We start from the raw sequence: 24759 nt of genomic DNA, 5'->3' as shown, positions 1-24759 counted from the left end.
GATTTCTAAACTACTATAAACGTTGATCAGGTTCTCTACGTTTATCATATTTAATATCACTTAAAACTGAAGATTTAATTCCTACGTAAAAATACCAAGATGTATTTACAGCACCTATTGGCGTCCAGTTAAAGCTCATTTTCCAGCTTTCTAAATCTCTTTGAAATCTAAATTGAGTGGTAGTGACTCCTTTGTTTTTAAAATCATATCCAGAGGAAACACCTACTTTCCAACGTGGACTTAATTCTAAATTACTACTAAACATTAATGATTGTGAAGATATTTCATCTTGGCGGGCAATGTTGTTATAGGTAATTGTATAAGCAAGCCTAAGATCCCAAGGTATAGTATATTTAAACCAGTCTTTATTTGTGACTGTTTCTTCGTCATCATCATCTTCATAAAGGCTGCCATCAAAGTTGTCATTTCCTTGTCCAAAAAGGTCATCTTGGCGACCACCATTTCTAAACGTTGCATCATCCAGTCTTTTATCTTCGTCATCTTTTTTTACCTTGAAATCTTCTGAAGAGAATGAGTAGTTTAAACTAACATTTCCTTGTGTTAGTCTAAAAAGACTTCCTCCGTTTTCTGTATTATATGTGTCAATTCTTTGATTATTATTGTCTAATGCATAAGGATCTAATGTAGCACTAAAGTTAATATCTAATTTAGGAATTATAGGTACTGCACCACGAACTGAGACTGGGTTCCATTTTAATGAATCACCAGATAAGTTGTAGCCACTTGAAAATGTAAGATTGTTTAATAATACTACCTTTTTAGGTTCAGTAGCCGTGGAATCTTTACTTCTAACTTTTGCTTCAAAATTATTGCTTAATGACATACCTATATTACTCGAATATGTTCTTCCTGGGGCTCCATAAATAGTATTTTCAAAACGAGAATATTGAACAATCTCTGCATTCACATCAGGGTCTGCAGTTAATGGAGGAATTTCATATTGATCATAATATTGTTCAAAACCTGGATTGATATTATACGAGATAGAAGGACGCATTACGTGCCTTATTTTTTGAATCTTTCCTGTTTCGCTAATATTAAATGTTCCATAAATAGTGGTACCTAAGCTAGTATTAAAATTATATGTTCTGTAACTATCAAATCCAGATATAGTGTCTCTCACAACGCCACCGCTACCTTCATTTGCATCAATATCATATCGCTGGTTAAATGTTGTTAATGACCATGTCTCAGTATACGTTGTGCTTGCGGTAGCACTAAGATATTCAAGTACTTTAAAATTTGTACTAATAGGAATTCTATGTTGAACACCTATCAATGCATCATCAAACATGCTAGAAGTTCCAAAGAGAGAATCTGTTGTTCTAATTCTATTTTGCGCAGTAACATCATACTGTAAGTTAATATTATCGATAATTCCTTTTTTAGTTCCTGTTTTAGGAGCAAAAGGAAAAATTCTCCCCACGTTTGCGGTTATATTAGGCAGTGTTAGATTAATTTCTTGTGTTTGTGTATTTTGGTTTAAATTAAGAGAAACGGTTGTATTTACTTGTGGGTCTCCTTCAAATGTTTTTGAATAGCTAACAGAAGACTGAAGTGTGTTTACTAAAGCACTACCATTGTTTATTTGATTAATTGATTGTTGGAAATATTCACTACTACCAAAGTTTACAGAAGCAGAAAAACGTGACAATGGACTCGATTTTTGGTCCTGTGAGTGATTCCATTGAATATTATATAATGTACTTTGTGAGAAATCTGGAAAACCCCGTTCACTATTAATTAAGTTTTCATAGCGAATGTTTACACCTCCTGTAAATTTATATTTAAGAGCATAGGCAGATTGTGCGCGTAGTGCATAACTTCCATTTGTATAATAATCTCCTTGTAATGTTAAGTCAAAATATTCTGAAAGAGCTAAGTAATATCCACCGTTTTGAAAGAAAAATCCTCGATTATTGTTTTCGCCTATTGTGGGTATTATAAACCCCGAGGTTCTATCTTCTGTTAGTGGAAAGTAGGCAAAGGGAAGTCCTATGGGCGTAGGAACATCTGCAATGTACATATTTGTCAACCCCGTTACAATTTTTTTCTTTGGGACAAATTTCGCTCTGCGTGTGTAGAAATAATATTCTGGATCTTCAATGTTTTTTGATGTTGTAAATTTTACATTACGAAGGAATATCACAGAATCATTTACTTTTTTTGTTGTTTCGGCAATATATCTAAAACCAGATTCTTCTCCGCGTGAGTTATATACTAGTGCCTTTTCTGAATCATAATTATATTTTATGGAATCTGGCTCTACTTTGTTTGCACCTTGAGTAAATACAGGACGTTGTGAGTAATTACCAGCACTGTCAATTCCTTTTGCGTAAATTTCGTTTTTATTATAATCTAAAATGATAAGCCCAGCGTCAATACGTACATCTTCATAAATAACGTATGCTTTATTATACATGTAAACCTTATTGGTTTTTTTGTCGATGTACACATAATCCTCTCCATAATATTCCACTATGTCTTTTAAAACTTCTTGGTTGGGAGGTTTAATGGTATCTGTTTTAGTTGTGTCTTGTGCTCTTTCATCAACTTCTTCAATAATGCTAGGTACTGGTACAACTATTGTTTCGCCATCTATATTTTCTTCTTGATTTATTTCTGCAGGTATTGTTGGAGTATCTTTTTTAGGGACTTCTTGAGCCTTAACACTTGTACATAAGCCAAGTAGCAGTAGTGTAAAAAACGTTAATAAGTGTTGTTTGTACCCCAATGTGATAGCGCTGTTATTTTGTAGTTTTGGCTTACTATTTGCAAGGTCAAAATTAAGCATATTTTTTTGGCTGACTTTTAAAATATGAAAAATTAAAATACCTCAATAATACATACGTTTATATCTTTATGAAAACGAATCTCTTATTTCTTTTAGTACTTTCCTTTTGTCTTGTTATAAATAAGACGACACTCATTGCAGGAGTATTACAACAAAAGCCATTTGTTGTAGTTCTAGATGCAGGCCATGGTGGGCATGATACTGGTAACCGCGGAAATGGATATATAGAGAAAGATATTGTACTTGATGTTACATTGCAAGTAGGGAAAATCTTAGAAAACACACCTGGATTTGAAGTTGTGTACACTAGAAAAACGGATGTATTTGTAATTCTTGAAGAGCGTGCCCCTATAGCAAATAAGATTGATGCAGATATTTTTGTGTCAATTCACTGTGATGCATTTACAAGAACTGGTGCTTATGGAGCAGGTACTTTTGTAATGGGATTAAATAAATCTGGTAAAAATTTAAGTACTGCAAAAAAAGAAAACGAAGTTATTTTTCTTGAAGAAAATTATGAAGAGCGTTATGCCGGTTTTGACCCTAACTCACCAGAGTCATTAATTGGACTCACTATTTTACAGCAAGAATATTTAGATCAAAGCATTATGCTAGCTGGATTGATACAAAATAACATGGTGAATAAACTTGGCAGAAATGATAGAAGTGTAAGACAAGATGTATTTTGGGTACTTCATCATAGTTATATGCCAAGTGTTTTGATTGAAATGGGGTTTTTAACAAATAAAGCTGAAGGTGCTTACATAAATTCTAGCAAGGGAAGAAAAGAAATGTCTCGCGAAATTGCAAACGGTATTATTGCCTATAAAAAGAGTATTTCTTTAGCAACAAGTGATGCTCAAAATCCAACTATAACTGAAGAGGAAATTAAAGAAGCCATTAAAACCTCAGAAGAAAAAAACTTTAAAGGCATTGATTTTAGAGTGCAATTAGCAGCTAGTTCTAAAAAACTTGATGAAAAACCTTATAATTTTAAAGGATTAAAAGGAGTAGACAGAGAAAAGGAGGGAGCGCTTTATAAATATTATTACGGTAAAACTTCAGATTATAATGAGATACAATTAATGAAAACTTTTGCTCAAGAAAAGGGTTATACATCTGCCTATGTGGTTGCATTTAAAGGTGAAAAAAAAGTTAAACTTTCAGATGTATTAAAGAACCAAGACAATTAATAATAAATATTACTAAATTTGCTTGTAATACTTAAAAATCTATTCATTGAGACTATCCAGAGAAGTTAAAACAGGTATCCTAGCAATTGGAGCGATCTTGCTATTCATTTTTGGATACAGTTATCTCAAAGGCACAAATCTTTTAGAGAAAACCCGAACATTCTACGTTAAGTACGATAATGTGGAAGGCCTTGCTAAAAGTGCGCCCGTTACTGTAAACGGCCTTATTATAGGTAAAGTGACTGATATTGATTATGTTAGCGACACAGGTAAACTAGTAGTAGAATTTTCTGTAGAGGAAGAGGAATTTCAATTTTCAAAACAAAGTACAATTAATATTTATAGTACAGGTCTAATAGGAGGAAAGGCATTAAGTATTGTTCCAGAATATGCGTCAAGAAATATGGCACAACGCGGAGATACACTTTTAGGAAGTTCAGAAGATGGAATGCTTACAGCCGTAACAAAAGCGCTTGGGCCTTTAGAGAAGAAGGTAAATGGTACTCTCGCTACGATGGATTCTTTATTAATTTCATTCACAAAATTACTTGATGATGAAACTCGTGAGGATTTACAAGGAGCAATCAAAAAATTAAACGCCACAATGGGGTCTTTAAATGGAGCATCTAATAGCCTCGATGGATTATTACGGAATAATTCAGATAAATTAGACCGTACATTTACGAATCTTGATGAAATGGCAGTAAATTTCAACCAACTGTCAGACTCATTAGCTCAGCTAGAAACAGGCAAGTTAGTTACTGAGTTTCAAACAGTAATTTCTCGTTTTGAGTCAATTGCATCGGGCCTTGAAAATGGAGAAGGAAGTGTAGGAAAATTGTTAAAAGATGATAAACTTTACGAAAACCTTGAAGGAGCTTCAAGACAATTAGAACAATTATTACAAGACGTAAAACTAAACCCAAAAAGGTATGTACATATCTCAGTATTTGGCAAAAAAAATAAAGAGTATAATACACCTGACGACCCAGACCAATAAACATGCAATATATTCCTAACATTATTTTCCTATTCCTGCTTGTGGCGGGAATAGGCTATTTTACAAAGAACATACTTAAGGTAATCCGAAATATTAAACTCGGCAAATCCATAAAGGAAATTGATAATAAAGCTGAGCGTTATGCAAACGTAGCCAGGATTGCACTTGGACAATCAAAAATGGTAAAACGCCCTGTATCAGGAGCATTGCATATTATCGTTTATGTAGGTTTCATTGTTATTAACATAGAAGTTTTAGAAATCATCATTGATGGACTTTTTGGCACACATCGTGTTTTTGCATTTTTAGGCCCCGTTTATGATGCGCTAATAGCCATCTTCGAGGTATTAGCATTCTTAGTATTAGTTGGTGTTATAGCATTTTGGCTACGCCGAAATGTTATAAAATTAAAAAGATTTTGGGCAAATGAAATGAAAGGTTGGCCCAAACAAGACGGAAACATAATTTTATATTTTGAAGTTGTTTTAATGATTTTGTTCCTTACAATGAACGGAGCAGATTTGGCATTGCAAAATATGGGAGCAGACCACTATACACAAGCAGGTTCATTTCCTATTAGTGGCTTTTTACAACCATTATTTGAAGGCATGAGCGAAGCAACACTCATATTAATAGAGCGTGCCGCTTGGTGGATTCACATTGTAGGTATATTAGTATTTTTAAATTACTTATACTTTTCAAAACATTTGCATATAATGCTTGCTTTTCCTAATGTCTTTTATGGAAGAACAACGCCTAAGGGGCAGTTTAAAAATAATGAAACTGTAACTGCAGAAGTTAAAATGATGATGGACCCTAATGTAGATCCATTTGCAGCCCCACCAGCAGATGCACCCGCTCCAGAAAAATTTGGAGCCAGTGATGTAATGGATTTAAACCAAATCCAATTACTCAATGCATACACATGCACTGAATGCGGACGTTGTACAGATGAGTGTCCAGCAAATAAAACTGGTAAAAAACTATCTCCTCGTAAAATTATGATGGATACGAGAGATAGGCTACAAGAAGTTGGAAAGAATTTAGACGCTAATAAAGGCGTTTTTGTTCCAGATAATAAGCAACTACTAGGCGATTATATTACTACTGAAGAATTATGGGCCTGCACAACTTGTAATGCGTGTGTAGAAGCTTGTCCTGTGAGTATAGACCCTTTATCAATAATTATGGACATGCGTCAATATTTAGTGATGGAGCAGAGTGCTGCACCAAACGAGCTAAATGTAACAATGACAAATATTGAAAACAACGGAGCACCGTGGCCATTTAATCAACAAGATAGATTGAATTGGAAAAATGATTAATCGTTTCCCTTCGGAAATATATAACAACAAAATTTTGAGTAAAAACAACCTACATATAGTTAAAGACGCACAAGGAGAAAATGCAAGTCCCATGTTGCCCGAAGGCGTTAAAAACTACCTTATAGATATTGACGGAACCATTACCGAAGACGTACCCAATGAAGAGCCAGAACGTATGGCGACATGCGAGCCTTTTCCAGATGCATTAAAAACACTAAATGGATGGTACGATGAAGGGCATCTTATTTGTTTTTTTACCTCAAGAACTGAAGATCACCGTGAGGTAACAATAGACTGGTTGAATAAACATGGTTTCAAATTTCATTCTTTATTAATGGGAAAACCAAGGGGAGGAAACTATCATTGGGTAGACAATCACTTAGTAAAAGCAACGAGATACAAAGGGAAATTTACAGAGCTAGTTGAAAAAGAAGTTACAATTCAAGTCTTTGAGGAATAGGTTTTAAAAGCAATTTCTCAAGTATAATTAAAATAATCCCCGTTCAAGACGGGACAATTAATATGAGCGAACAATTACATGTACCCACGATGGCCGAGTTTATGGCACAAGGAAAACAACCCGAAGTTTTATTTTGGGTAGGTTGTGCTGGAAGTTTTGATGATAGAGCGAAGAAAATTACAAAAGCATTTGTAAAATTATTAAACAATGCAGGAGTAGAGTTTGCAGTATTAGGTACTGAGGAAAGCTGTACAGGTGATCCAGCAAAAAGAGCTGGAAACGAGTTTTTATTTCAAATGCAAGCCGTTACTAACATTGAAGTAATGAATGCGTACGAGGTAAAGAAAATAGTTACTGCATGTCCACATTGTTTTAATACTATTAATAACGAGTATCCTCAATTGGGTGGGAATTATGAAGTAATGCACCACACTCAATTTTTAAAGTCACTATTAAATGACGGACGTTTAAAAGTTGAAGGTGGAAAATTTAAGGGAAAGAAAATTACATTTCATGATCCTTGTTACTTGGGAAGAGCAAATGGAGAATATGAGGCGCCAAGAGACTTGCTTAAAAAGTTAGAGGTAGAGCTTGTAGAAATGAAACGATGTAAGTCTAAAGGATTATGTTGTGGAGCAGGTGGAGCGCAAATGTTTAAAGAGCCTGAGCCAGGAAATAAAGACATTAATATTGAACGTACAGAGGAAGCAATTGAAACTGGCGCCAAAATTGTTGCCGCAGGTTGTCCTTTCTGTAATACAATGATGACAGACGGGGTTAAAGGAACAGGAAAAGAAGGTGCAGTAGAAGTAATGGATGTAGCAGAGATGATCGCTAGTGCAGGAGAACTTTAAATAGAAGCTTTATGTTTAATTAAAACTTCTCATTTAACTTTCAACCATAGCGTTTCTCACACTTTATTTCTTACATCACAAACTTTTCAATATAGAGAATTATAACATTTCAAATTACAAACCTAAATGCTCACAGACTTCACAAACCTACCAGACGATTCACGTGTTTGGATATATCAAGCTAATCGCAAACTTACTGATGATGAGGTTTCTCTAATAGAAGAAAAGGCAAAATTTTTTTTAACACAATGGACAGCTCATGGTGCTAACTTAGAAGCTGGTTTTGAAGTGAAATATAATCGATTTATTGTTATAGGATTAAATCAAGAAAACGCATCAGCATCTGGTTGTAGTATTGATGCTTCTGTGCATTTTATTCAAGAAATTGAAAATGAAATTGATGTTGATTTAATGGATAAAATGAACGTCACTTATTATAATGGAGAGCATATTGCGCATAAAAGTTTGATTGATTTCAGAAAAATGGCAAAGAATAAATCTGTTTCCCCTAATACTGTAGTTTTTAACAATTTGGTTAATACAAAAGCTGAGTATAAGGAAAATTGGGAAGTTCCTGCAAAAGAAAGTTGGCACAATAGATTTCTAGCATAGTTTTTGTAATTTTATAGTAGAAAAATTGCACGTGTGTTTCTAGTAACTTTTACTTCAGAAACATGCATTTCTTTAACAATTTAGATACTTCTTTAAACTTAACCATAATTGCATCTTTATTGCAGAAATTAAGTTTTTAATGGCATCAAAAAATACTCATACTTTTTGAGTATTAAAAAAGACACCTGCTTTCTCGGGTGATGTTTATGATAAAATATTTTGCCCCCTTTATTTTTTTATTGTTTAATATTTCGGCGAATGCCCAACAACTCAATCCTCTAATTGTGGGTGATGATGTGGTCAAACAACAACAATGGGTTGATAGTATTTATGATAATATGGCGATTGAAGAAAAAGTAGGACAGCTTTTTATGGTTGATGCTTTTTCAAGTGACCCAAAATCTAAAACTGATAAAATTAAAGCGTTGATCAAAAATCAACACATAGGTGGTGTGATTTTTTCTAAAGGAGGCCCTAAGCGCCAGGCAAAGTTAAATAATGAATTTCAAGCTATTAGTAAAGTACCATTAATGATAGGAATGGATGCAGAATGGGGTTTGGCAATGCGATTAGATTCTACGTATGCATATCCTTGGAACATGACGTTAGGTGCTATTACTGATAATGATATTGTTAAAAGTGTAGGTCGCAGAATAGGTGAACATAGCCGCAGAATGGGTGTGCATATTAATTTTGCTCCCGTTGTTGATATTAATACAAATCCTAAAAACCCTATTATTGGTAATCGCTCTTTTGGAGAGGATAGAGATAATGTTACCGAAAAATCTTTAGCATTTATGGAAGGCATGCAAAGTGCCGGAGTACTTGCGAGCGCAAAACATTTTCCAGGCCACGGAGATACAGATTCTGATTCTCATAAAACGTTACCAACAATAAACTTTACCAAACAACGTATTGATAGCATTGAGTTGTATCCTTACAAACGGTTGATAAGAGATGGATTAGCTAGTGTAATGGTTGCACATTTAAATGTACCGTCGCTTGAGCAAAAAGACGGGTTACCGTCATCAATTTCAAAAACAATTGTGACAGATATGCTTAAAGGACAATTGGGTTTCAATGGTTTGATATTTACCGATGCTTTAAACATGAAAGGCGTATCAAATTTTAAAAAACCAGGCGAAATTGACCTAGCAGCATTTATGGCAGGTAATGATGTGTTATTAATTAGTGAAGATATCCCTAAAGCACATGCCTTGTTAGTTAATGCATATAGAGAACAGGTAATTACTGAGGAGCGTTTGGCGCTTTCAGTTAAAAAAATATTAATGGCAAAGTATATGGTTGGGTTAAATAACTATACACCAGTACAGGAGTTTTTTATTGTAGAAGATTTAAATTCTGTTGTCGATGATGTTTTGTACGAACGCGCAATGGAAAATGCAATAACTGTTTTAAAGAATGATAGCCTTATATTACCTATTAAAAATGTTGCAAATAAAAAGATAGCGTATATTAATTTTGGTGATGATGATGGAAAACCATTTTTAAAATATCTTCGGAAATATGCGAAAATTGATTACGTCAAAGCTGATAATTTAGATAGTTACGTGAAAAAGCTTTCAAAATATGATTATGTAATAGCAGGTTTTCATAAATCTAATGACAACCCTTGGAAAGATTTTAAATTTACAAATAGAGAGTTAGCTTGGTTACAAGAAATTGCACGTACTAACACATTAATACTGGATGTATTTGCAAGGCCTTATGCAATGTTAGACTTAAAAACTTCTACTAATATTGAAGGTGTGATTATGTCATATCAAAATAGCGAGGTCTCTCAATCACTATCTGCACAACTCATTTTTGGTGCTCGTGCTGCAAATGGGAAACTACCAGTTTCACTTGGAGAAGACTTTCCTTTAAATACTCAAATTAAAACTAATGAAGTTAAAAAACTTACTTATGGAACTCCAGAATCTGTTGGATTAAGTAGTTATAAATTAAAAAAAATTGATTCGCTCGCTAACGGTGGGCTTTGGGCTGGAATGATGCCAGGAGCACAAATTCTAGTCGCTCGAAAAGGTAAAGTTGTATATAGCAAAAATTTTGGATATCATACACAAAGCAAAAAAAACAGTGTGAAAGATGATGACTTATATGATGTAGCTTCACTAACAAAAATTTTGGCATCGTTACCAGTTGTAATGGAGTTAGTAGACAGGGGAGCGTTATCAATGGACACAAAACTGTCCGAAATGTTACCAGAATACAAAGGCACAGATAAAGCAAACATTACGTTGAGAAGAATGTTAACACATACAGCTCGATTAAAAGCGTGGATTCCTTATTATGTAAAAACAATGGATACAGCTACAAAAAAACCAATGACTAAATGGTATGAAAAAGAATACAGCCGTGAGTTTCCATACAAAGTAGCAAATGATTTGTATATGAAAAAGGAATATAAAGACAGTGTTTATTTGCAAATTAAAGAAAGTGAGTTACGTAGTAGGGCGGGATACAAATACAGCGACTTGCCTTATTATTTAGTGATGAAATACTTAGAGGAATTCTTTGATAGTAAATTAGAAGATATTGTACAGCGAGATTTTTATGAACCCTTAGGAGCAAATTACACAACATACAATCCCTTGGAAAAATTTAATAAAGCAGATATTGTCCCAACAGAAGTTGATGATTATTTTAGAATGCAGAAAGTTCATGGATATGTTCACGACCAAGGAGCAGCAATGCTTGGCGGAGTTAGTGGTCACGCGGGATTATTTAGTACTGCTAACGATGTAGCAAAGATGATGCAACTTTATTTATGGGGAGGTACTTATGGTGGTAGACAATATTTAACTGAGGATACTTTAAAAGATTTTAATACATGTTATTATTGTGATGATAACGTACGTCGTGGAGTGGGTTTTGACAAACCTCAATTAGGAAATTCTGGACCTACGTGCGGTTGTGTTTCAATGACAAGTTTTGGTCATAGTGGATTTACAGGGACATTTACATGGGCAGACCCTGAGGAAGAATTAGTATATGTGTTCATGTCGAACCGAACATACCCAAATGCAAGTAACCGAAAGCTAATTAGGTCAAATCTACGAAGCGATATTCAAGAGGCAATTTATGAAGCTATTATTAGATAAAAATTAAGAAGCGAATAAAAGTGCCTTGAGCGCTTATTTTAAAAATAGAATATGAAAATAGCGATAGTTTGTTATCCCACTTTTGGTGGAAGTGGTGTAGTAGCAACAGAGTTAGGAGTGGCATTGGCAGAACGAGGACACGAAATCCATTTTGTTACATATAAACAACCAGTGCGTTTAGATTTATTATCTCGTAACATTCACTTTCATGAAGTTTCGGTACCTCAATATCCTTTGTTTAAATATCAGCCTTACGAGTTAGCACTTTCTAGTAAATTAGTAGATACTGTAAAGAGATTTAAAATCGATGTTTTACATGTTCACTATGCAATTCCTCATGCATACGCTGGGTATATGGCTAAACAAATGCTATCTGAAGTTGGCATACAAATCCCAATGGTAACAACATTACATGGTACAGATATTACACTTGTGGGTAATCATCCATTTTATAAACCTGCCGTAACATTTAGTATTAATAACAGTGACTGTGTTACATCAGTTTCACAAAGTTTAAAAGATGATACGTTGCGTTTATTTGATATTAGAAATGAAATTGAAGTAGTGCCTAACTTTATAAATGTAGAGGATTATGTGAACCCCTATACAGATTGTCAGCGTGATTTAATGGCACTGCCAGACGAAAAGATTATTACACATGTGAGTAATTTACGACCAGTGAAACGGGTACAAGATATTGTTCAAATTTTTAATTTAGTACAACAAAAAATTCCATCAAAATTATTAATCGTGGGAGAAGGTCCAGAGAGGGAGCCTGCAGAAGCACTTGTAGCTAAACTAGGGTTAGATGATAAAGTTATTTTCCTCGGAAATAGTAATGAAGTAAACAAAATATTATGCTTTACAGACTTATTTTTATTACCGTCTGAGAAAGAAAGTTTTGGTCTAGCGGCATTAGAAGCAATGGCGAGTGGCGTTCCAGTAATTTCAAGTAATACGGGAGGTTTGCCAGAAGTTAACATTCAAGGAGAAAGTGGTTTTTTAAGTGATGTAGGAGATGTGGATAAGATGGCAGCAAATGCGATTAAAATTCTTAGTAATGATGAAATGCTATTAAGCTTTAAAAAGAAAGCAAAAGAAACCGCTAGAAAATTTGATACAAACACAGTAGTATCTCAATACGAAATGCTGTACGAAAGAGCTATGGAAAGTGTTGTGGTTTAATTTTATTTCATATCTAAGTAAATACCGTTTAATAGAAAATTGAATAAGCCCTCGGGATTAAAAAGCATTATAATAATTGGTAAAAAGAAAATAATACCAATTATTATTTGTGCACATTTAGAGGCTTTTTTATTTCCTATAATTCTTATCACAATAAATAAAAATAAGTAGTAAGCGAACAAAATCCCTGTTCCAATAGCTATTAGCGAAGCAAGATTTTGTAATGCTAATAAACCCAAAGTAACAATTAACAATATTAAAGCTATTATACTAGCTCCTATTTTAAATGCTTTCATATACCTGTAAATCTACTCAAAAACATTAATTAGTCAATTAAATACTCGTTAATGAATTTTTTTTTAAACAATCCCTTTTGTTTAAAATCAATTCGACATACAAGTTATGTAGCCATTAAATAGAATCTTCATTTTTTACGTGTCAAATTTCCGAAGAGATTAAATAAGTCGCTTTAAAATCATTAAATTTATAAAAGCTAATTATTAATACAGATTTATGAAAATTACAGTAGCCTCATTTACTATTTGTTTATTCTTAATAACAACATTAACTTTTGCACAAGACTTTTCATCTCTACAATACCGTACTGTAGGCCCAGAAAGAGGAGGTCGAGTAACAACGGTTACCGGAGTGCCTTCATTGCCCAATACATTTTACCTTGGCGCAACGGGTGGCGGTGTTTGGAAAACCGAAGATTATGGAACAACTTGGAATAATATTTCAGATGGTTTTTTTGAGACACCTTCAATTGGTGCTATTGAAGTCTCGGTAGAAAACCCAAATGTTATTTATGTAGGTACTGGCTCTGATGGACTTCGTAGCAATGTAATTGCTGGAAACGGTGTTTATAAATCTGTTGATAGTGGTGCAACTTGGAAACACATTGGTCTTCGCGATGTTGGACAAATAGGTGCCGTTGAAATTGACCCTAAAGATGATAATGTTGTCTGGGTTGCTGCCATTGGAAATGCATTTAAATCAAATGAAGAACGTGGCATTTACAAAACTACAAACGGAGGAAACACTTGGGAAAAAGTGCTTTATATTTCAGATACCGTAGGATTTTCAGATCTTGAGTTTATCCCTAAAAAACCAGATGTTGTTTATGCTGCTGCTTGGAAAGCACAACGGACTCCTTGGAATATAATTTCGGGAGGGGAAACAAACGAAGGTGGCATTTATAAATCTAAAAATGGAGGTAAAGATTGGGAGAAATTGAATAACGGCTTACCTAAAGGATTGATTGGTAAAATAGACCTTGCGGTTTCACCTACAGATAAAGATATTTTATATGCAGTAATTGAGGCTCCCGGTGAAGAAGGTGGTCTTTATAAAAGTGAAGATCAGGGTAAATCATTTATTCAGTTATCAAGTGATAAGGGTTTAGTAAACAGACCTTTCTATTATACAAATATAGAGCTTGATCCTACAAATCCTAATATTGTTTATTCAAATTCTAATCCGTTATTAAAATCTGTTGACGGAGGAAAAACTTGGAAAAGAATGAGTGTTCCTCATGGTGATAATCATGATATTTGGCTAAACCCTAATAATCCACAACTATTAATTCAATGCAATGATGGAGGTGCAAATGTGAGTCACAATGGTGGTAAAACGTGGTCTTCTCAATTTAATCAACCCACTGCAGAATTATATCAAGTAGAGGTTGATGACCAATATCCTTATTGGTTATACGCAGGCCAACAAGATAATTCAACAACAATTGCTGTGCCTAGTTTTCCTCCAAGTGGTGTGCAAGATACAAACGCTGGGTGGTTAATAAATACAGGTGGTTGCGAGACAGGACCTGCTGTTCCAAAACCAGGAAATCACAACGTAGTTTATGCCAATTGTAAAGGACGTTTTGGTGTTTTTGATAAACGAACCGGTACCGAAAAAAGCTACTATGTGGGCGCATCAAACATTTATGGACATAATCCAAAAGACTTAAAATATCGTTTTCAGCGTGTGGCACCTATTCATGTATCCCCACACAATCCTAGTGTCGTATATCACGGTTCTCAATACTTACATAAAACGGTGAATGATGGACTTACCTGGAATACCATTTCGCCAGATCTCACAGCATTTGAGGCGGACAAGCAGCAAATTTCTGGAACTCCAATTACTAGAGATATTACGGGTGAAGAGTATTATAGCACCTTATATTCTATACGAGAATCTTCATTATTGCAAGGTGTAATATGGACGGGCTCAAATGATGGTGTTGTATCCGTTACTCGTGATGATGGTGCAACGTGGGAGAATGTAACCCCTGAAAATATGCCAAAAGGTGGACGCGTAGAATCTATTGAGCCTTCACAATTTGATGCTGCAAAAGCGTATATCGCTGTAGATAGACATTTATTAGGCGACACAAAACCGTATTTGTATGTTACAAATGACTTCGGAAATTCTTGGGAATTATTAAGTGATGGAAAAAATGGAATCCCGTCAAATTTTGTTACGCGTGTCTTACGAGAAGACCCTGTTCGTGAAGGATTATTGTATGTAGGGACGGAGTCAGGAGTGTTTATTTCGCTTAACGACGGGGCAACATGGCAAAAATTTCAGCAAAACTTACCCGTAACTCCAATAACAGATTTAAAGATTTTTAGAGGAGATTTAATTTTGAGTACTATGGGAAGAGGGTTTTGGATTTTAGATAATATAACATCTTTACGGCAAGCCGAAATTTTAAACCTTGATAAAGACGTTGTTTTATTTAAACCAGATACAACCATTAGATATCGATATCCAAGCGCAAGGGGAGTGGATTATGAAAAATATCCACAGACCAGTGTAATTATAGATTATTTTATCCCCACGACTTATAAAGGAAGCATTCAACTTGAAATTCTTGACGAAAACCGAAACCTTATTACTACAATATTAAGTGATAGTACGGCATTAAAAATAGCGGCCATCGCAACTGAAACAACTGAAGAAAGTAAAGAAGAACGAGAAATAGAAGAGCAAGAAGGTGTTGCAGAAGTAAAAGAAGTTGAAGATATGAACTTGAGCCAGCTATTTAGATACACTGATAATAAGCTAATTTCTAAGCCGGGAATGCAACGTTTTAATTGGGACTTGAAAGAAAAAGGAGCATGGGCTTCTGAGTTGAAAAAACGTTATAGAAACGGCCCTATGGTTACTCCTGGTAATTACATAGTGCGATTGACTGCAGCAGGAAAAGCAACAGAGCAATCATTTGAAATTTTAATGGACCCGAGAAATGAAATTCTTGGAGTAACTGCCGCAGACCTTAAGGAGCAGCAAATAATGCAAAGAAAAGTAATTGATTTATTATCTGAAGCTAGACAGTTACAAGCTAATCTAGAACAGCAAGCTACATTGCTTAAAGATGGTAGTAACGAGTCTAAATTAAAGCAAATTAAAGCAAATCTTCAGCTATTAAAAAATGCAGAAGGAGCGTATCCACAACAAATGTATATTGCACAAGTACAATATTTGCTATATATGATTAGTGGTGCAGACCAATTACCGGGTGATGAAGCTAAAGCCCGTTTTGATGATTTAACTCAACAATTAGAAACTTTTAAAAATTAAAACTATATGCTTTTCAATTGTTGCTTAAAATTGTAAGAGGACATCAAATTCAACGGCGTCAGATATAGTTTTATCTTTTAGTTCATTATTGTAAGTTATTCCCCAGCGGGTGCGATCTATAATAAATTTGGTTTTAAACGTTTTTTTGTTTCCATCTACATTTGCATAAAATTTAACGGGTTTACTTATTCCTTTAATTTTGAGGTTTGCAAATACTTCGTGTGTATTTGTGTTTTTAAAATAGTTGATAGAAGTAATAACTAGTGATGCTTCAGGAAAACTATCAACATCAAAAAAATCTTTATTGCGAAGATGTTTTACGGGTCCCCATCCTTTAAGATAATCTTCATTAGATATTGTAGTCATATCTATTACAAATGTTCCGTTAATTATATTTCCGTCAGTAGTTATAAGGCTTCCTTTTTTAAATTGAACAGTTCCGCGGTGCTCACTAAAACTAAAACTATAGGAGCCTTGCCAATTAATAACGCTTTGTTCAGTATTTAAAATATGTGTTTTTGTTTGTGCAATGATAGGAGTTGTAAATAATACAATACATGTAAGCATTAAATTTTTCATAAAACGATATTTAGATTTTATTTGGATTCAAAACTAAACGAGCAACATTTTAAAAGTGTCAAAAGAATGTAAAAGAAGTGTCAACTACTGTAAAAAGTCAGCAAATTCAACGAAATTTGTATAACCATGCTCAAAACAAAACAAACCATAAATCTTATTTCTAAGCTCATTGTTATTTTTTTTATTGTTGCATGCTCTTCAAATAACCCGCAAGATGATTTGACTGCAACTGCTAAAGTGGCGCTTAGAGAAGTAGGAAATCAATTATTATTAAAGCAGCAAGATGCTACATCAATTGTATTACCTGTAATTAATTTGAGTGACTCTAAATATAAATTGGAGTTTGAAAACCAATTGACTTTTGATCCTAATGACTTAAATAAGATTGTTGCCTCAACTTTTGAAATAGCACAATTACCCACGGAGTATGTGGTAGAAGTTATTCGTTGTAATGATAAAGAGGTAGCTTATAGTTATACCGTAAAAGGGGATGAAAAAAAGAATATTATTCCATGTGGTGGCCGCTTAGTTCCATTGGATTGTTATGTAATCGAAGTTACTTTTAAACGTTTAAATAATGATTCCTTCGGAAATGAATATCTATTTTACTTTTTAGTATTTCTTGTACTAACTTTTTTGATTTTTGTATTTTATACACGATATGTTACATTTCAGAAAAACGAAGTAGGCGCTAGCGCTACAACGTTAGGCATATTTAATTTTTATCCAGATCAACTTAAATTAGTGAAAGCTGCTGAAGAAATTCCGTTAACGCAAAAGGAATGCGAGTTGCTTGAAATCCTAGTTGCAAAACCTAATCAATTAGTGACGAGAGAAGAGCTTACTAAACGAGTTTGGGAAGACAATGGAGTAATTGTGGGAAGAAGTCTAGACACTTACATATCAAAACTCCGTAAAAAACTACAAGAAGATGATAGCATCAAAATTGTAAATGTTCACGGAGTAGGGTATAAATTAGAAACAGCTTAATTTAATTATAGTTTAATTTTTAAATCACCAGCAGCAGTTTTATATAAATCTCCTTGTGTGAGGCCTCCGCTTGCTGCAGCACTATCATTTGCATAGGTAGTAAGTCCAGAAAAATTTACAGAAGTAGCTTTAATTTTTCCATTAACTACAAGCTTTTCGGTAATAGGTGTATTTCTTGTATTAATACCTACATTACCTTGATCGTTAATTCGCATACGTGTAATTGTACTTGCTGTACCGTCTGGCGCAACATCAAAATCTATACGTCCAGGCATATCATTTGCACCCGTTAAGTTCGTTGCCATGACGCCCATACGAATTGCTGAAGCAGTCCTGTAAGTTGAACCATCATAACCTTGAGCTTCCATGTTGTAAAAATTGGCATTAGTTTTTCCAGACACTGCTGTTGGTCTATTTTGAGTTCCAGCTGCACTTCTTATATGAAAAGATGTAATGTTGCTTCCATAACTGTGAGCGTCAAAATCTGCATCGCCACTAAAGTTATCATCTCCATGTATCACAAGTGCTTCGTTGGGAGTATCTGTACCTATACCTACATGTCCATTTTTAAGTATTGTAAATGCATTGTTTCTTGTAGTAACACCACCAGTTCTAAATCCATTACCAACACTAAAAATTCTGTCGTTACCATTAGTTTCGGTTGTCGATGCTGGAGAATAAGTAGTATTGTAAATACCAACAGCCATTTCGCTATAAGAAGGAGTAGATAGGTTATTTCCAAAAGCTACACTATGTACACCAGTTGCTCTACTTTGATTACCAAAAGCAAAAGTTCCTTCACTACTTGCCGTATTTGTAAAGCCTATAGCAGCTGAGTTTAATCCAGATGCAGTATTCAATCTTCCAAATACAAATGAGTTTTCTCCAGAAGCAGTACTTGTAGTACCAAAAGCTACCGAATGAAGACCGCTTGCTGTTGTTGCAATACCACCAGCTAATGAATATTCTCCACTAGCAGTATTGCTGCGACCTAAAGTTGTTCCATAATCCGCAGAAACTGTATTTAGGTATCCAAAACTTGTTCCATTTACTGCAGATACTGTATTACTTCTTCCTATTGAAACAGCATAGCTTCCTGTCGCATTATTTTCTCTACCCATTGTAACTGCGTAGGTGCCACTTGCAGTGCCTTTAGATCCTGCAGAAAAACTAAAACTTCCTATTTCACTATTATCCCAGCTTGATGTATTATTATAACCTACTCTAAATGCACTTTTGCCTTTGTCAAATAAAAATCTACTGTCATCATCAGCTCCTGCAATGTTATTTAGTGAATTACTACCAAAAACAAAATCATCTTGTCTAATATTAGTAACGTTATGAACAACACCAGTACTACTCGTAAATTCCCCTTTTGTATCAATTGGTTTCCATATAGAACCGTCGTAATACCAAAACCCCTCTGCTTCGTTGTTTTGATAAATAAGCAATCCTTTTTTAGGAGTAATGATGTCATTTTTTCCTTCTTCAGTCATTCTAGGTATCAAAATACCTTTATCAGTAGAGACTATGTCAAGAATACTTGAAGCATCTGGAGAACTCGTATTAACACCTACTTGTGAATATCCTTTGAAAAAAATAGAAGTGCTTAAAACTAGTAGAGAATAAATAGCACACTTATTAAAGTATTTTGATTTCATATAATTAAATTTCTAAGTGTGTAAAGATAATTAAGATAACCCTATGTAAATGTTAACTGTTTTAAACACAAGTGTTTTACAGCGTGTTTATTTGTTTTTTTATCAAAAATAATATTTATTTTAATATTTTTTGTAGGAAAAAACTCGTTAAAAATATTCTTTATGAGATAAAATTTATAATTAACTATAATCATTAGTTAAATGCAACTTTTAATTAAGTTGAAATAGATAAAAATTTTAAACTAGTATCTTTATATAATAATTGTATTTTTTAAATTTAATAACTATTAATGAACTACTTTAACAAAATTCTCTATTTACAAGTACCAACAGGAACACCTAATCCAGGTGATAGTAACCAACTAGATTTATCAAACCCTTTTGATTTAATCATGTTTATAATACTTCCCATTTGCATTGTGGTATTCTATTTTTTATGGAGACGTAGCGTTAAAAAGAATAAGTAATTATTTAGTATGATTAGTATGATTTGTCGCATTAACTGAGTATTTATTTCTTCGGAAATGTGACTTACTAAACGTATCATTATCTTTATAGTACAATCAAACAAAATTATTTCAACCATTAATATTTCAGAAGTTATGAAAAAACTCCCTTATCTTATTATTCTACTATTAATCTTTATCTCTTGTAAAGAATCACATTCGCACCAAGAAGAAAAAGAAGCGCCTAAGGTTCCAGAATTTGATGGTATTTCTCAAAATATTAAACCTGGAGATAATTTTTTTGCTCACGTAAATAAAAAATGGAATGATAATGCAGTAATTGCAGATGATCAAGTAGGTGTAGGATCTTACATGTTTTTAAACATTCCACAACGAGAACTGCTAGAGGAAATTTTAGAAAATGCTGCTGCCAGCGATAACACTAAAGGTAGTGTAGAACAAAAACTGGGTGATTTTTATGCATCTGGGATGGACACTGTACAAATAAATAAACGTGGTTTTGAACCCATAAAACCTATGCTTGATGAAATTAATAAAATCAACGACGTAAAATCTTTGATGCAGCTCGTTTCCGAAGAACAAAAAAATGGACATACATCACTTATAGGACTATACATTTCAGCAGATCAAGAAAATAGCAAATTTAATATAATGCATGCTGCACAATCTGGACTTGGGTTGCCAGACAGAGATTACTATTTTGGTAAAGATGAAGAAACTGTTGCAATACAAGAAGCATATAAAACCTATCTAACTACATTATTTAAATTAGTAAATGAACCTAATGCAGAACAAAATGCCTTAACTGTCTATAGTATAGAAAAACAATTAGCTAACGAACATAAAACCCGTGTGGAACGTAGAAAAATAGAAGGTAATTACAATAAGTTTAGTCTTGCTCAAATAGTAAAAATGCAACCTAACCTTAATTGGGAATCTCAATTTAACACGTTAGGAGTTCAGGTAGATTCGGTTGATATGAAACAACCAGCGTATTATAATGCCTTAGATAAAATGCTAACTAAAATATCATTAAATGACTGGAAATTATATTTAAAAGCAAGCGTTATTTCTAACTATGCAGATTATTTAAGCACACCGTTTGAAGAAGCTTCATTTGAGTATTCAAAGGCATTAACTGGACAATCAAAGAAGCAAACGAGAGAACAAGCGATGGTGCGACAAGTGGATGGATTACTGGGTTTTGCTTTAGGTCAATTATATACTAAACAACATTTTGACGAAGCCGCAAAAAAGCGAGCATTAGAGCTTGTTAACAATTTTCAAAAAGCATTTGAAGCCAGAATGGATAATCTTGACTGGATGAGCGATAGTACAAAAGTAAAAGCAAAAGAAAAACTATATGCTATTACTAAAAAAATAGGCTACCCAGATGTGTGGCGCGAATATGATGTAGAAATAAATAAAGATCAGTATTTTGAAAATATTATCACATTAGAACGTAATGATTTTGATTATATGGCTGCTCAACTTAACAAAGCACCAGACAAGGACAGATGGGGAACTACACCTTCAACAGTAACCGCATATTATAATGCATCGCTTAATGAAATTGTTTTTCCAGCGGGTATTCTTCAATTTCCATATTTTGACGTCAACGCTGATGATGCTGTAAATTATGGAGGAATAGGAATGGTAATAGGGCACGAGTTTACACATGCATTTGATGATAGAGGTGCACAATATGATAAAGAAGGAAACGTGAAAAACTGGTGGACAGACGACGACCTAAAAAATTTCAAAGCTAAAACTCAACAAATAATTGACCGCTATAGCGAGTTTACAGTGCTTGATGACGTACATGTTAACGGAGCAACAACCGTAGGGGAAAATGTTGCAGATAACGGTGGAATTTCTATTGCGTACGACGCCTTTAAATTAACTAAGCAAGGACAGGACACTATAAAAATAGGCGGTTATACACCAGACCAGCGTTTTTTTATGTCCATCGCTAGAATATGGAGAGTTAAAACTCGCGATGCTTTTTTACGTACTTATATTAATACAAATTCACATTCACCAGCAATTTGGCGTGTAAATGGGCCATTGATGAATAGCACACCATTTTATGAAGCATTTGATGTTAAACCTGGAGATAGTAATTATAAAGCAGTTGAAGAACGTATTAAGATATGGTAAATTTTCTTCGGAAATTTTAACAGGTTTTAGTTTTAGATGTTACTCATATTAATGGCACGCTACTTGTTAACTACTAAGTAATTAATATTTAAATTATAGTAAAATGAGTAAAGGAACAGTAAAATTTTTCAACGACACCAAAGGATTTGGTTTCATAACAGAAGAAGGAGTTGAAAAAGATCACTTCGTACACGTAACTGGATTAATCGATGAGATTAGAGAAGGTGACGAAGTTACATTTGAACTGAAAGAAGGAAACAAAGGATTAAATGCAGTAAACGTTACAGTTATCTAAAGGCATCCCATATAGTTTTAATAAATCCTAATCGTCACGCGGTTGGGATTTTTTTGTGGGATACTATAATTTAAAAAAGATATCTTTTTACAAATTATCTCTTTAATACAACTAGTATAAAACTTTAAAATAGGTATAAATGCTTGATTTATAAGTTATTAATTATTTTATATTTATAGCTCCTTTTACTAACTAACACAAATTAAAACTACAATTATGGGAAACAAGGGAAGTCACGGAAAAATTAAATGGTTTACAGTAACTCAAATAACCATTTTAAATACCGCTACAAATGCAAGACGCTGGGAAAACGCTAACTATTCAGAAAAGCTAGGGAAAATTCCTAGTCATGGAAATGAACCAGACGATAGGACTCAAGCAGATGCTGAAAGAGTAGCTGAAGAATATGTTATACTTAGAAACGATGAAGAAATTGTTGACATCGTTTGGGGGCATCATACAAAAAAATAATAATAGGTTATTTTTAAAAAGCTCATCTTGAAGGTGGGCTTTTTTTTATTGGTTAATTTTACTACTTATCGATTAAAAAGCAGTAATTTCGCGCCCTATTAAAATCACTGATAATGAAGCGCATACACGAATACAAGAAATTATTTGGAGTCGAAAAAGAAATTGAACTCCAACCTCTAAAAAAAGCATACAGAAACTTAGTAAAAGAATGGCATCCTGATAAGTTTCAAGATGGTGATGAAAAGCAAGAAGAAGCTGAGATTCAAAGCCGTAGAATTATCGATGGGTATCATTTTCTAGTAAGTATGGCACCAGAGACAAAAGAAAAAAACTTGCCAGAATACACAGAGACCATTACAAATTCAGCAATCGCAGATTATCAACATAAGGGAATGCTCTTAGAGATTACTTTTACAGATGGTGCGACTTATGAATATTTTGGAGTAACAAAGCCTATTTATCGTAAGATGATAAACGCTGGAAATTTAAACCGTTTTGCTAAAAGAAATATTTATCCAAAGTATACTTACCGTAAGTCAAAAAGAATTCTACAAGAAGCTTAATAATTAATATTTCCGAAGTACAACTACAATAATATGGCAAATACATTTAAAAGTTTAGGCGTAGACCAAGCCCTTATTAAAGCATTAAAAACGATGAATATCTCTGCACCCACAGATGTTCAAGCAAAAGTTATTCCTGTAGTGTTAAACCAAAAGGATGATGTCGTGGGAATTGCTAAAACAGGAACTGGAAAAACAGCCGCTTTTGGATTGCCATTATTACAATTAGTTGATGTCACTAATAATGACATACAAGCTATTGTACTCGCTCCTACAAGGGAGTTAGGACAACAAATACATAAAAACTTATGTGATTTTGCAGCTAATATCCCTACTATTTCAATTGCTTCTATTTGTGGGGGAATTCCAATTAAACCTCAAATTGAGAGGCTTAAGGAACCTACACAAATTATAGTTGCAACTCCAGGACGCCTAATTGATTTAATGGAGCGTAAAGCAGTGGGTATTAGTAATGCCTCGTATCTAGTACTTGATGAAGCTGATGAAATGGTTTCTATTTTAAAAGAAAGTCTTGATACAATTATTAAGGTAATGCCTAAAAAGCGAAGAACCTTTTTATTTACAGCAACGTTAAATGGCGAAATAAAACAACTTGTTCAAAATTATCTTTCTAAAAAGGTAGAAAATATAGAGGTGGATATGGCTACCCTTGGTCATCAAGGTATTGATCATAAATATATTGTAGTTGCCCCAGAAGAAAAGCTAGATGTATTAATGCATTTTTTAAGCACTAAAGAAGGACAACGAGGAATTATTTTCTGTAAAACTAAAGCAGCGGTTAATAAGTTGGCTAAAAACTTGGCCATCCATAAATTCTCATCTGGAGCATTACACGGTAGTTTAACACAAGGAATTAGAGATAGGATTATGGGCCAGTTTAGAGAAGGGCACATTAATATTCTTGTAGCAACAGACCTAGCAGCTCGTGGTATCGATGTAAAAGAAATTGAATATGTAATACAATACCACTTGCCAGATACTTATGATGCGTATGTACATAGAAGTGGACGTACTGCTAGAGCAGGGGCAAAGGGACTTTCTTTAAGTGTAATTCAACAAGACGAAGTAAATGACATTCCAGATTTAGAAGATGAATTAGGGATTACTTTTTCTGAAATGTTAAAAGTTGATGCTCTTGCTATTGAAGAAAACAATGCAAAACTTTGGGCAAAACAAATTTTTAAAACAAAACCAAATCATTTTATCTCAGAAGCTTTTAAAACAGATATTAAAACAATTTTCCATCATCTTACCAAAGATGAATTAATTGATAAGCTTTTGGCACACCATTTGAACCAAACTAAGACTGTAACTCCAAAGGACGAACAATCTAAGAAGAAAAAGAAAAAATAAATTCTTGAAAATTTCGTACCTTTAGAAAATAAATTAATTAAA

The 24759-nt window shown here is 33.8% G+C and carries 20 protein-coding genes; 16 read left to right on the top strand and 4 right to left on the bottom strand.

Annotation, left to right across the window (positions count from 1 at the left end; translation table 11 throughout):
* Nucleotides 1-13: 13 nt before the first annotated feature.
* Nucleotides 14-2815, bottom strand: coding sequence for a putative LPS assembly protein LptD (locus tag GB234_RS09875; RefSeq protein ID WP_151894392.1), 2802 nt, complete (start codon nucleotides 2813-2815; stop codon nucleotides 14-16).
* A gap of 68 nt (nucleotides 2816-2883) precedes the next feature.
* On the opposite strand from GB234_RS09875, the gene GB234_RS09870 reads away from it, so the two are divergent.
* The 8 genes from GB234_RS09870 to bshA all read left to right on the top strand — a co-directional run bounded on the left by GB234_RS09870 (nucleotide 2884) and on the right by bshA (nucleotide 12569).
* Nucleotides 2884-4008 carry an N-acetylmuramoyl-L-alanine amidase family protein gene (locus tag GB234_RS09870; RefSeq protein ID WP_151894391.1) on the top strand — a complete coding sequence of 375 codons (1125 nt, stop codon included), beginning with the start codon at nucleotides 2884-2886 and terminating at the stop codon, nucleotides 4006-4008.
* 46 nt (nucleotides 4009-4054) lie between these two features.
* Nucleotides 4055-5008 carry an MlaD family protein gene (locus tag GB234_RS09865; protein ID WP_151894390.1) on the top strand — a complete coding sequence of 318 codons (954 nt, stop codon included), beginning with the start codon at nucleotides 4055-4057 and terminating at the stop codon, nucleotides 5006-5008.
* 2 nt (nucleotides 5009-5010) lie between these two features.
* Nucleotides 5011-6333: a 4Fe-4S dicluster domain-containing protein gene (locus GB234_RS09860; RefSeq protein WP_151894389.1), complete on the top strand. Its 1323-nt coding sequence runs from the start codon at nucleotides 5011-5013 to the stop codon at nucleotides 6331-6333.
* Between the two features lie 91 nt (nucleotides 6334-6424).
* Complete coding sequence (locus GB234_RS09855) at nucleotides 6425-6793, top strand: LNS2 domain-containing protein (RefSeq protein WP_235906111.1); 369 nt, start codon at nucleotides 6425-6427, stop codon at nucleotides 6791-6793.
* Nucleotides 6794-6855: 62 nt separating this feature from the next.
* Nucleotides 6856-7647, top strand: coding sequence for a (Fe-S)-binding protein (locus GB234_RS09850; RefSeq protein WP_151894388.1), 792 nt, complete (start codon nucleotides 6856-6858; stop codon nucleotides 7645-7647).
* A gap of 126 nt (nucleotides 7648-7773) precedes the next feature.
* The gene (locus GB234_RS09845) at nucleotides 7774-8259 is read left to right on the top strand and encodes an ABC transporter ATPase (protein ID WP_151894387.1); all 486 of its coding nucleotides are present in this window, start codon (nucleotides 7774-7776) and stop codon (nucleotides 8257-8259) included.
* 206 nt (nucleotides 8260-8465) lie between these two features.
* The gene (locus GB234_RS09840) at nucleotides 8466-11384 is read left to right on the top strand and encodes a serine hydrolase domain-containing protein (protein ID WP_151894386.1); all 2919 of its coding nucleotides are present in this window, start codon (nucleotides 8466-8468) and stop codon (nucleotides 11382-11384) included.
* A 51-nt stretch (nucleotides 11385-11435) separates the two neighbouring features.
* Complete coding sequence (gene bshA / locus GB234_RS09835) at nucleotides 11436-12569, top strand: N-acetyl-alpha-D-glucosaminyl L-malate synthase BshA (RefSeq protein WP_151894385.1); 1134 nt, start codon at nucleotides 11436-11438, stop codon at nucleotides 12567-12569.
* 2 nt (nucleotides 12570-12571) lie between these two features.
* Here bshA and GB234_RS09830 read toward each other — a convergent pair whose 3' ends face one another.
* Nucleotides 12572-12865: a hypothetical protein gene (locus GB234_RS09830; protein WP_151894384.1), complete on the bottom strand. Its 294-nt coding sequence runs from the start codon at nucleotides 12863-12865 to the stop codon at nucleotides 12572-12574.
* A 217-nt stretch (nucleotides 12866-13082) separates the two neighbouring features.
* Here GB234_RS09830 and GB234_RS09825 point away from each other — a divergent pair, with 217 nt between their 5' ends.
* Nucleotides 13083-16157 (top strand): hypothetical protein, encoded by a 3075-nt coding sequence (locus GB234_RS09825; protein WP_151894383.1) that lies wholly within the window; start codon nucleotides 13083-13085, stop codon nucleotides 16155-16157.
* Nucleotides 16158-16181: 24 nt separating this feature from the next.
* On the opposite strand, the gene GB234_RS09820 is transcribed toward GB234_RS09825, so the two are convergent.
* Nucleotides 16182-16736 carry a YceI family protein gene (locus GB234_RS09820; RefSeq protein WP_151894382.1) on the bottom strand — a complete coding sequence of 185 codons (555 nt, stop codon included), beginning with the start codon at nucleotides 16734-16736 and terminating at the stop codon, nucleotides 16182-16184.
* 126 nt (nucleotides 16737-16862) lie between these two features.
* Between GB234_RS09820 and GB234_RS09815 the strand changes: the two genes are divergently transcribed.
* Nucleotides 16863-17726, top strand: a complete 864-nt coding sequence (locus tag GB234_RS09815; RefSeq protein ID WP_151894381.1) for a winged helix-turn-helix domain-containing protein — start codon at nucleotides 16863-16865, stop codon at nucleotides 17724-17726.
* Nucleotides 17727-17731: 5 nt separating this feature from the next.
* Here the strand turns inward: GB234_RS09815 and GB234_RS09810 are convergent, their stop codons facing one another.
* Nucleotides 17732-19387 carry a phage tail-like protein gene (locus tag GB234_RS09810; protein WP_151894380.1) on the bottom strand — a complete coding sequence of 552 codons (1656 nt, stop codon included), beginning with the start codon at nucleotides 19385-19387 and terminating at the stop codon, nucleotides 17732-17734.
* Between the two features lie 290 nt (nucleotides 19388-19677).
* Here GB234_RS09810 and GB234_RS09805 point away from each other — a divergent pair, with 290 nt between their 5' ends.
* The 6 genes from GB234_RS09805 to GB234_RS09780 all read left to right on the top strand — a co-directional run bounded on the left by GB234_RS09805 (nucleotide 19678) and on the right by GB234_RS09780 (nucleotide 24717).
* Entirely contained in the window at nucleotides 19678-19854 is a 177-nt protein-coding gene (locus GB234_RS09805; RefSeq protein ID WP_151894379.1) for an adenylosuccinate synthetase, read from the top strand.
* 135 nt (nucleotides 19855-19989) lie between these two features.
* A complete protein-coding gene (locus GB234_RS09800; RefSeq protein WP_151894378.1) occupies nucleotides 19990-22014 on the top strand; it encodes a M13 family metallopeptidase in 2025 nt (674 codons plus the stop codon).
* Between the two features lie 103 nt (nucleotides 22015-22117).
* Entirely contained in the window at nucleotides 22118-22309 is a 192-nt protein-coding gene (locus GB234_RS09795) for a cold-shock protein (protein WP_151894377.1), read from the top strand.
* 216 nt (nucleotides 22310-22525) lie between these two features.
* The gene (locus GB234_RS09790) at nucleotides 22526-22780 is read left to right on the top strand and encodes a hypothetical protein (protein WP_151894376.1); all 255 of its coding nucleotides are present in this window, start codon (nucleotides 22526-22528) and stop codon (nucleotides 22778-22780) included.
* Between the two features lie 113 nt (nucleotides 22781-22893).
* Nucleotides 22894-23343: a KTSC domain-containing protein gene (locus GB234_RS09785; RefSeq protein WP_151894375.1), complete on the top strand. Its 450-nt coding sequence runs from the start codon at nucleotides 22894-22896 to the stop codon at nucleotides 23341-23343.
* A 33-nt stretch (nucleotides 23344-23376) separates the two neighbouring features.
* On the top strand, nucleotides 23377-24717 hold the full coding sequence (locus GB234_RS09780) for a DEAD/DEAH box helicase (protein WP_151894374.1): 1341 nt from the start codon (nucleotides 23377-23379) through the stop codon (nucleotides 24715-24717).
* Nucleotides 24718-24759: the final 42 nt, after the last annotated feature.

The organism is Patiriisocius marinistellae, assembly GCF_009014635.1.
GTDB lineage: Bacteria > Bacteroidota > Bacteroidia > Flavobacteriales > Flavobacteriaceae > Patiriisocius > Patiriisocius marinistellae.
This window is presented reverse-complemented; position numbering and strand designations above follow the sequence as displayed.

Bases quoted from the DNA above. Each gene is read 5' to 3' on its own strand.
- GB234_RS09805 (WP_151894379.1), top strand. From the start codon at position 19,678: ATGAACTACTTTAACAAAATTCTCTATTTACAAGTACCAACAGGAACA.
- GB234_RS09820 (WP_151894382.1), bottom strand. From the start codon at position 16,736: ATGAAAAATTTAATGCTTACATGTATTGTATTATTTACAACTCCTATC.
- GB234_RS09800 (WP_151894378.1), top strand. From the start codon at position 19,990: ATGAAAAAACTCCCTTATCTTATTATTCTACTATTAATCTTTATCTCT.
- GB234_RS09790 (WP_151894376.1), top strand. From the start codon at position 22,526: ATGGGAAACAAGGGAAGTCACGGAAAAATTAAATGGTTTACAGTAACT.
- GB234_RS09870 (WP_151894391.1), top strand. From the start codon at position 2,884: ATGAAAACGAATCTCTTATTTCTTTTAGTACTTTCCTTTTGTCTTGTT.
- GB234_RS09850 (WP_151894388.1), top strand. From the start codon at position 6,856: ATGAGCGAACAATTACATGTACCCACGATGGCCGAGTTTATGGCACAA.
- GB234_RS09845 (WP_151894387.1), top strand. From the start codon at position 7,774: ATGCTCACAGACTTCACAAACCTACCAGACGATTCACGTGTTTGGATA.
- GB234_RS09860 (WP_151894389.1), top strand. From the start codon at position 5,011: ATGCAATATATTCCTAACATTATTTTCCTATTCCTGCTTGTGGCGGGA.
- GB234_RS09875 (WP_151894392.1), bottom strand. From the start codon at position 2,815: ATGCTTAATTTTGACCTTGCAAATAGTAAGCCAAAACTACAAAATAAC.
- GB234_RS09830 (WP_151894384.1), bottom strand. From the start codon at position 12,865: ATGAAAGCATTTAAAATAGGAGCTAGTATAATAGCTTTAATATTGTTA.
- bshA (WP_151894385.1), top strand. From the start codon at position 11,436: ATGAAAATAGCGATAGTTTGTTATCCCACTTTTGGTGGAAGTGGTGTA.
- GB234_RS09825 (WP_151894383.1), top strand. From the start codon at position 13,083: ATGAAAATTACAGTAGCCTCATTTACTATTTGTTTATTCTTAATAACA.
- GB234_RS09815 (WP_151894381.1), top strand. From the start codon at position 16,863: ATGCTCAAAACAAAACAAACCATAAATCTTATTTCTAAGCTCATTGTT.
- GB234_RS09785 (WP_151894375.1), top strand. From the start codon at position 22,894: ATGAAGCGCATACACGAATACAAGAAATTATTTGGAGTCGAAAAAGAA.
- GB234_RS09840 (WP_151894386.1), top strand. From the start codon at position 8,466: ATGATAAAATATTTTGCCCCCTTTATTTTTTTATTGTTTAATATTTCG.
- GB234_RS09780 (WP_151894374.1), top strand. From the start codon at position 23,377: ATGGCAAATACATTTAAAAGTTTAGGCGTAGACCAAGCCCTTATTAAA.
- GB234_RS09810 (WP_151894380.1), bottom strand. From the start codon at position 19,387: ATGAAATCAAAATACTTTAATAAGTGTGCTATTTATTCTCTACTAGTT.
- GB234_RS09855 (WP_235906111.1), top strand. From the start codon at position 6,425: ATGTTGCCCGAAGGCGTTAAAAACTACCTTATAGATATTGACGGAACC.
- GB234_RS09795 (WP_151894377.1), top strand. From the start codon at position 22,118: ATGAGTAAAGGAACAGTAAAATTTTTCAACGACACCAAAGGATTTGGT.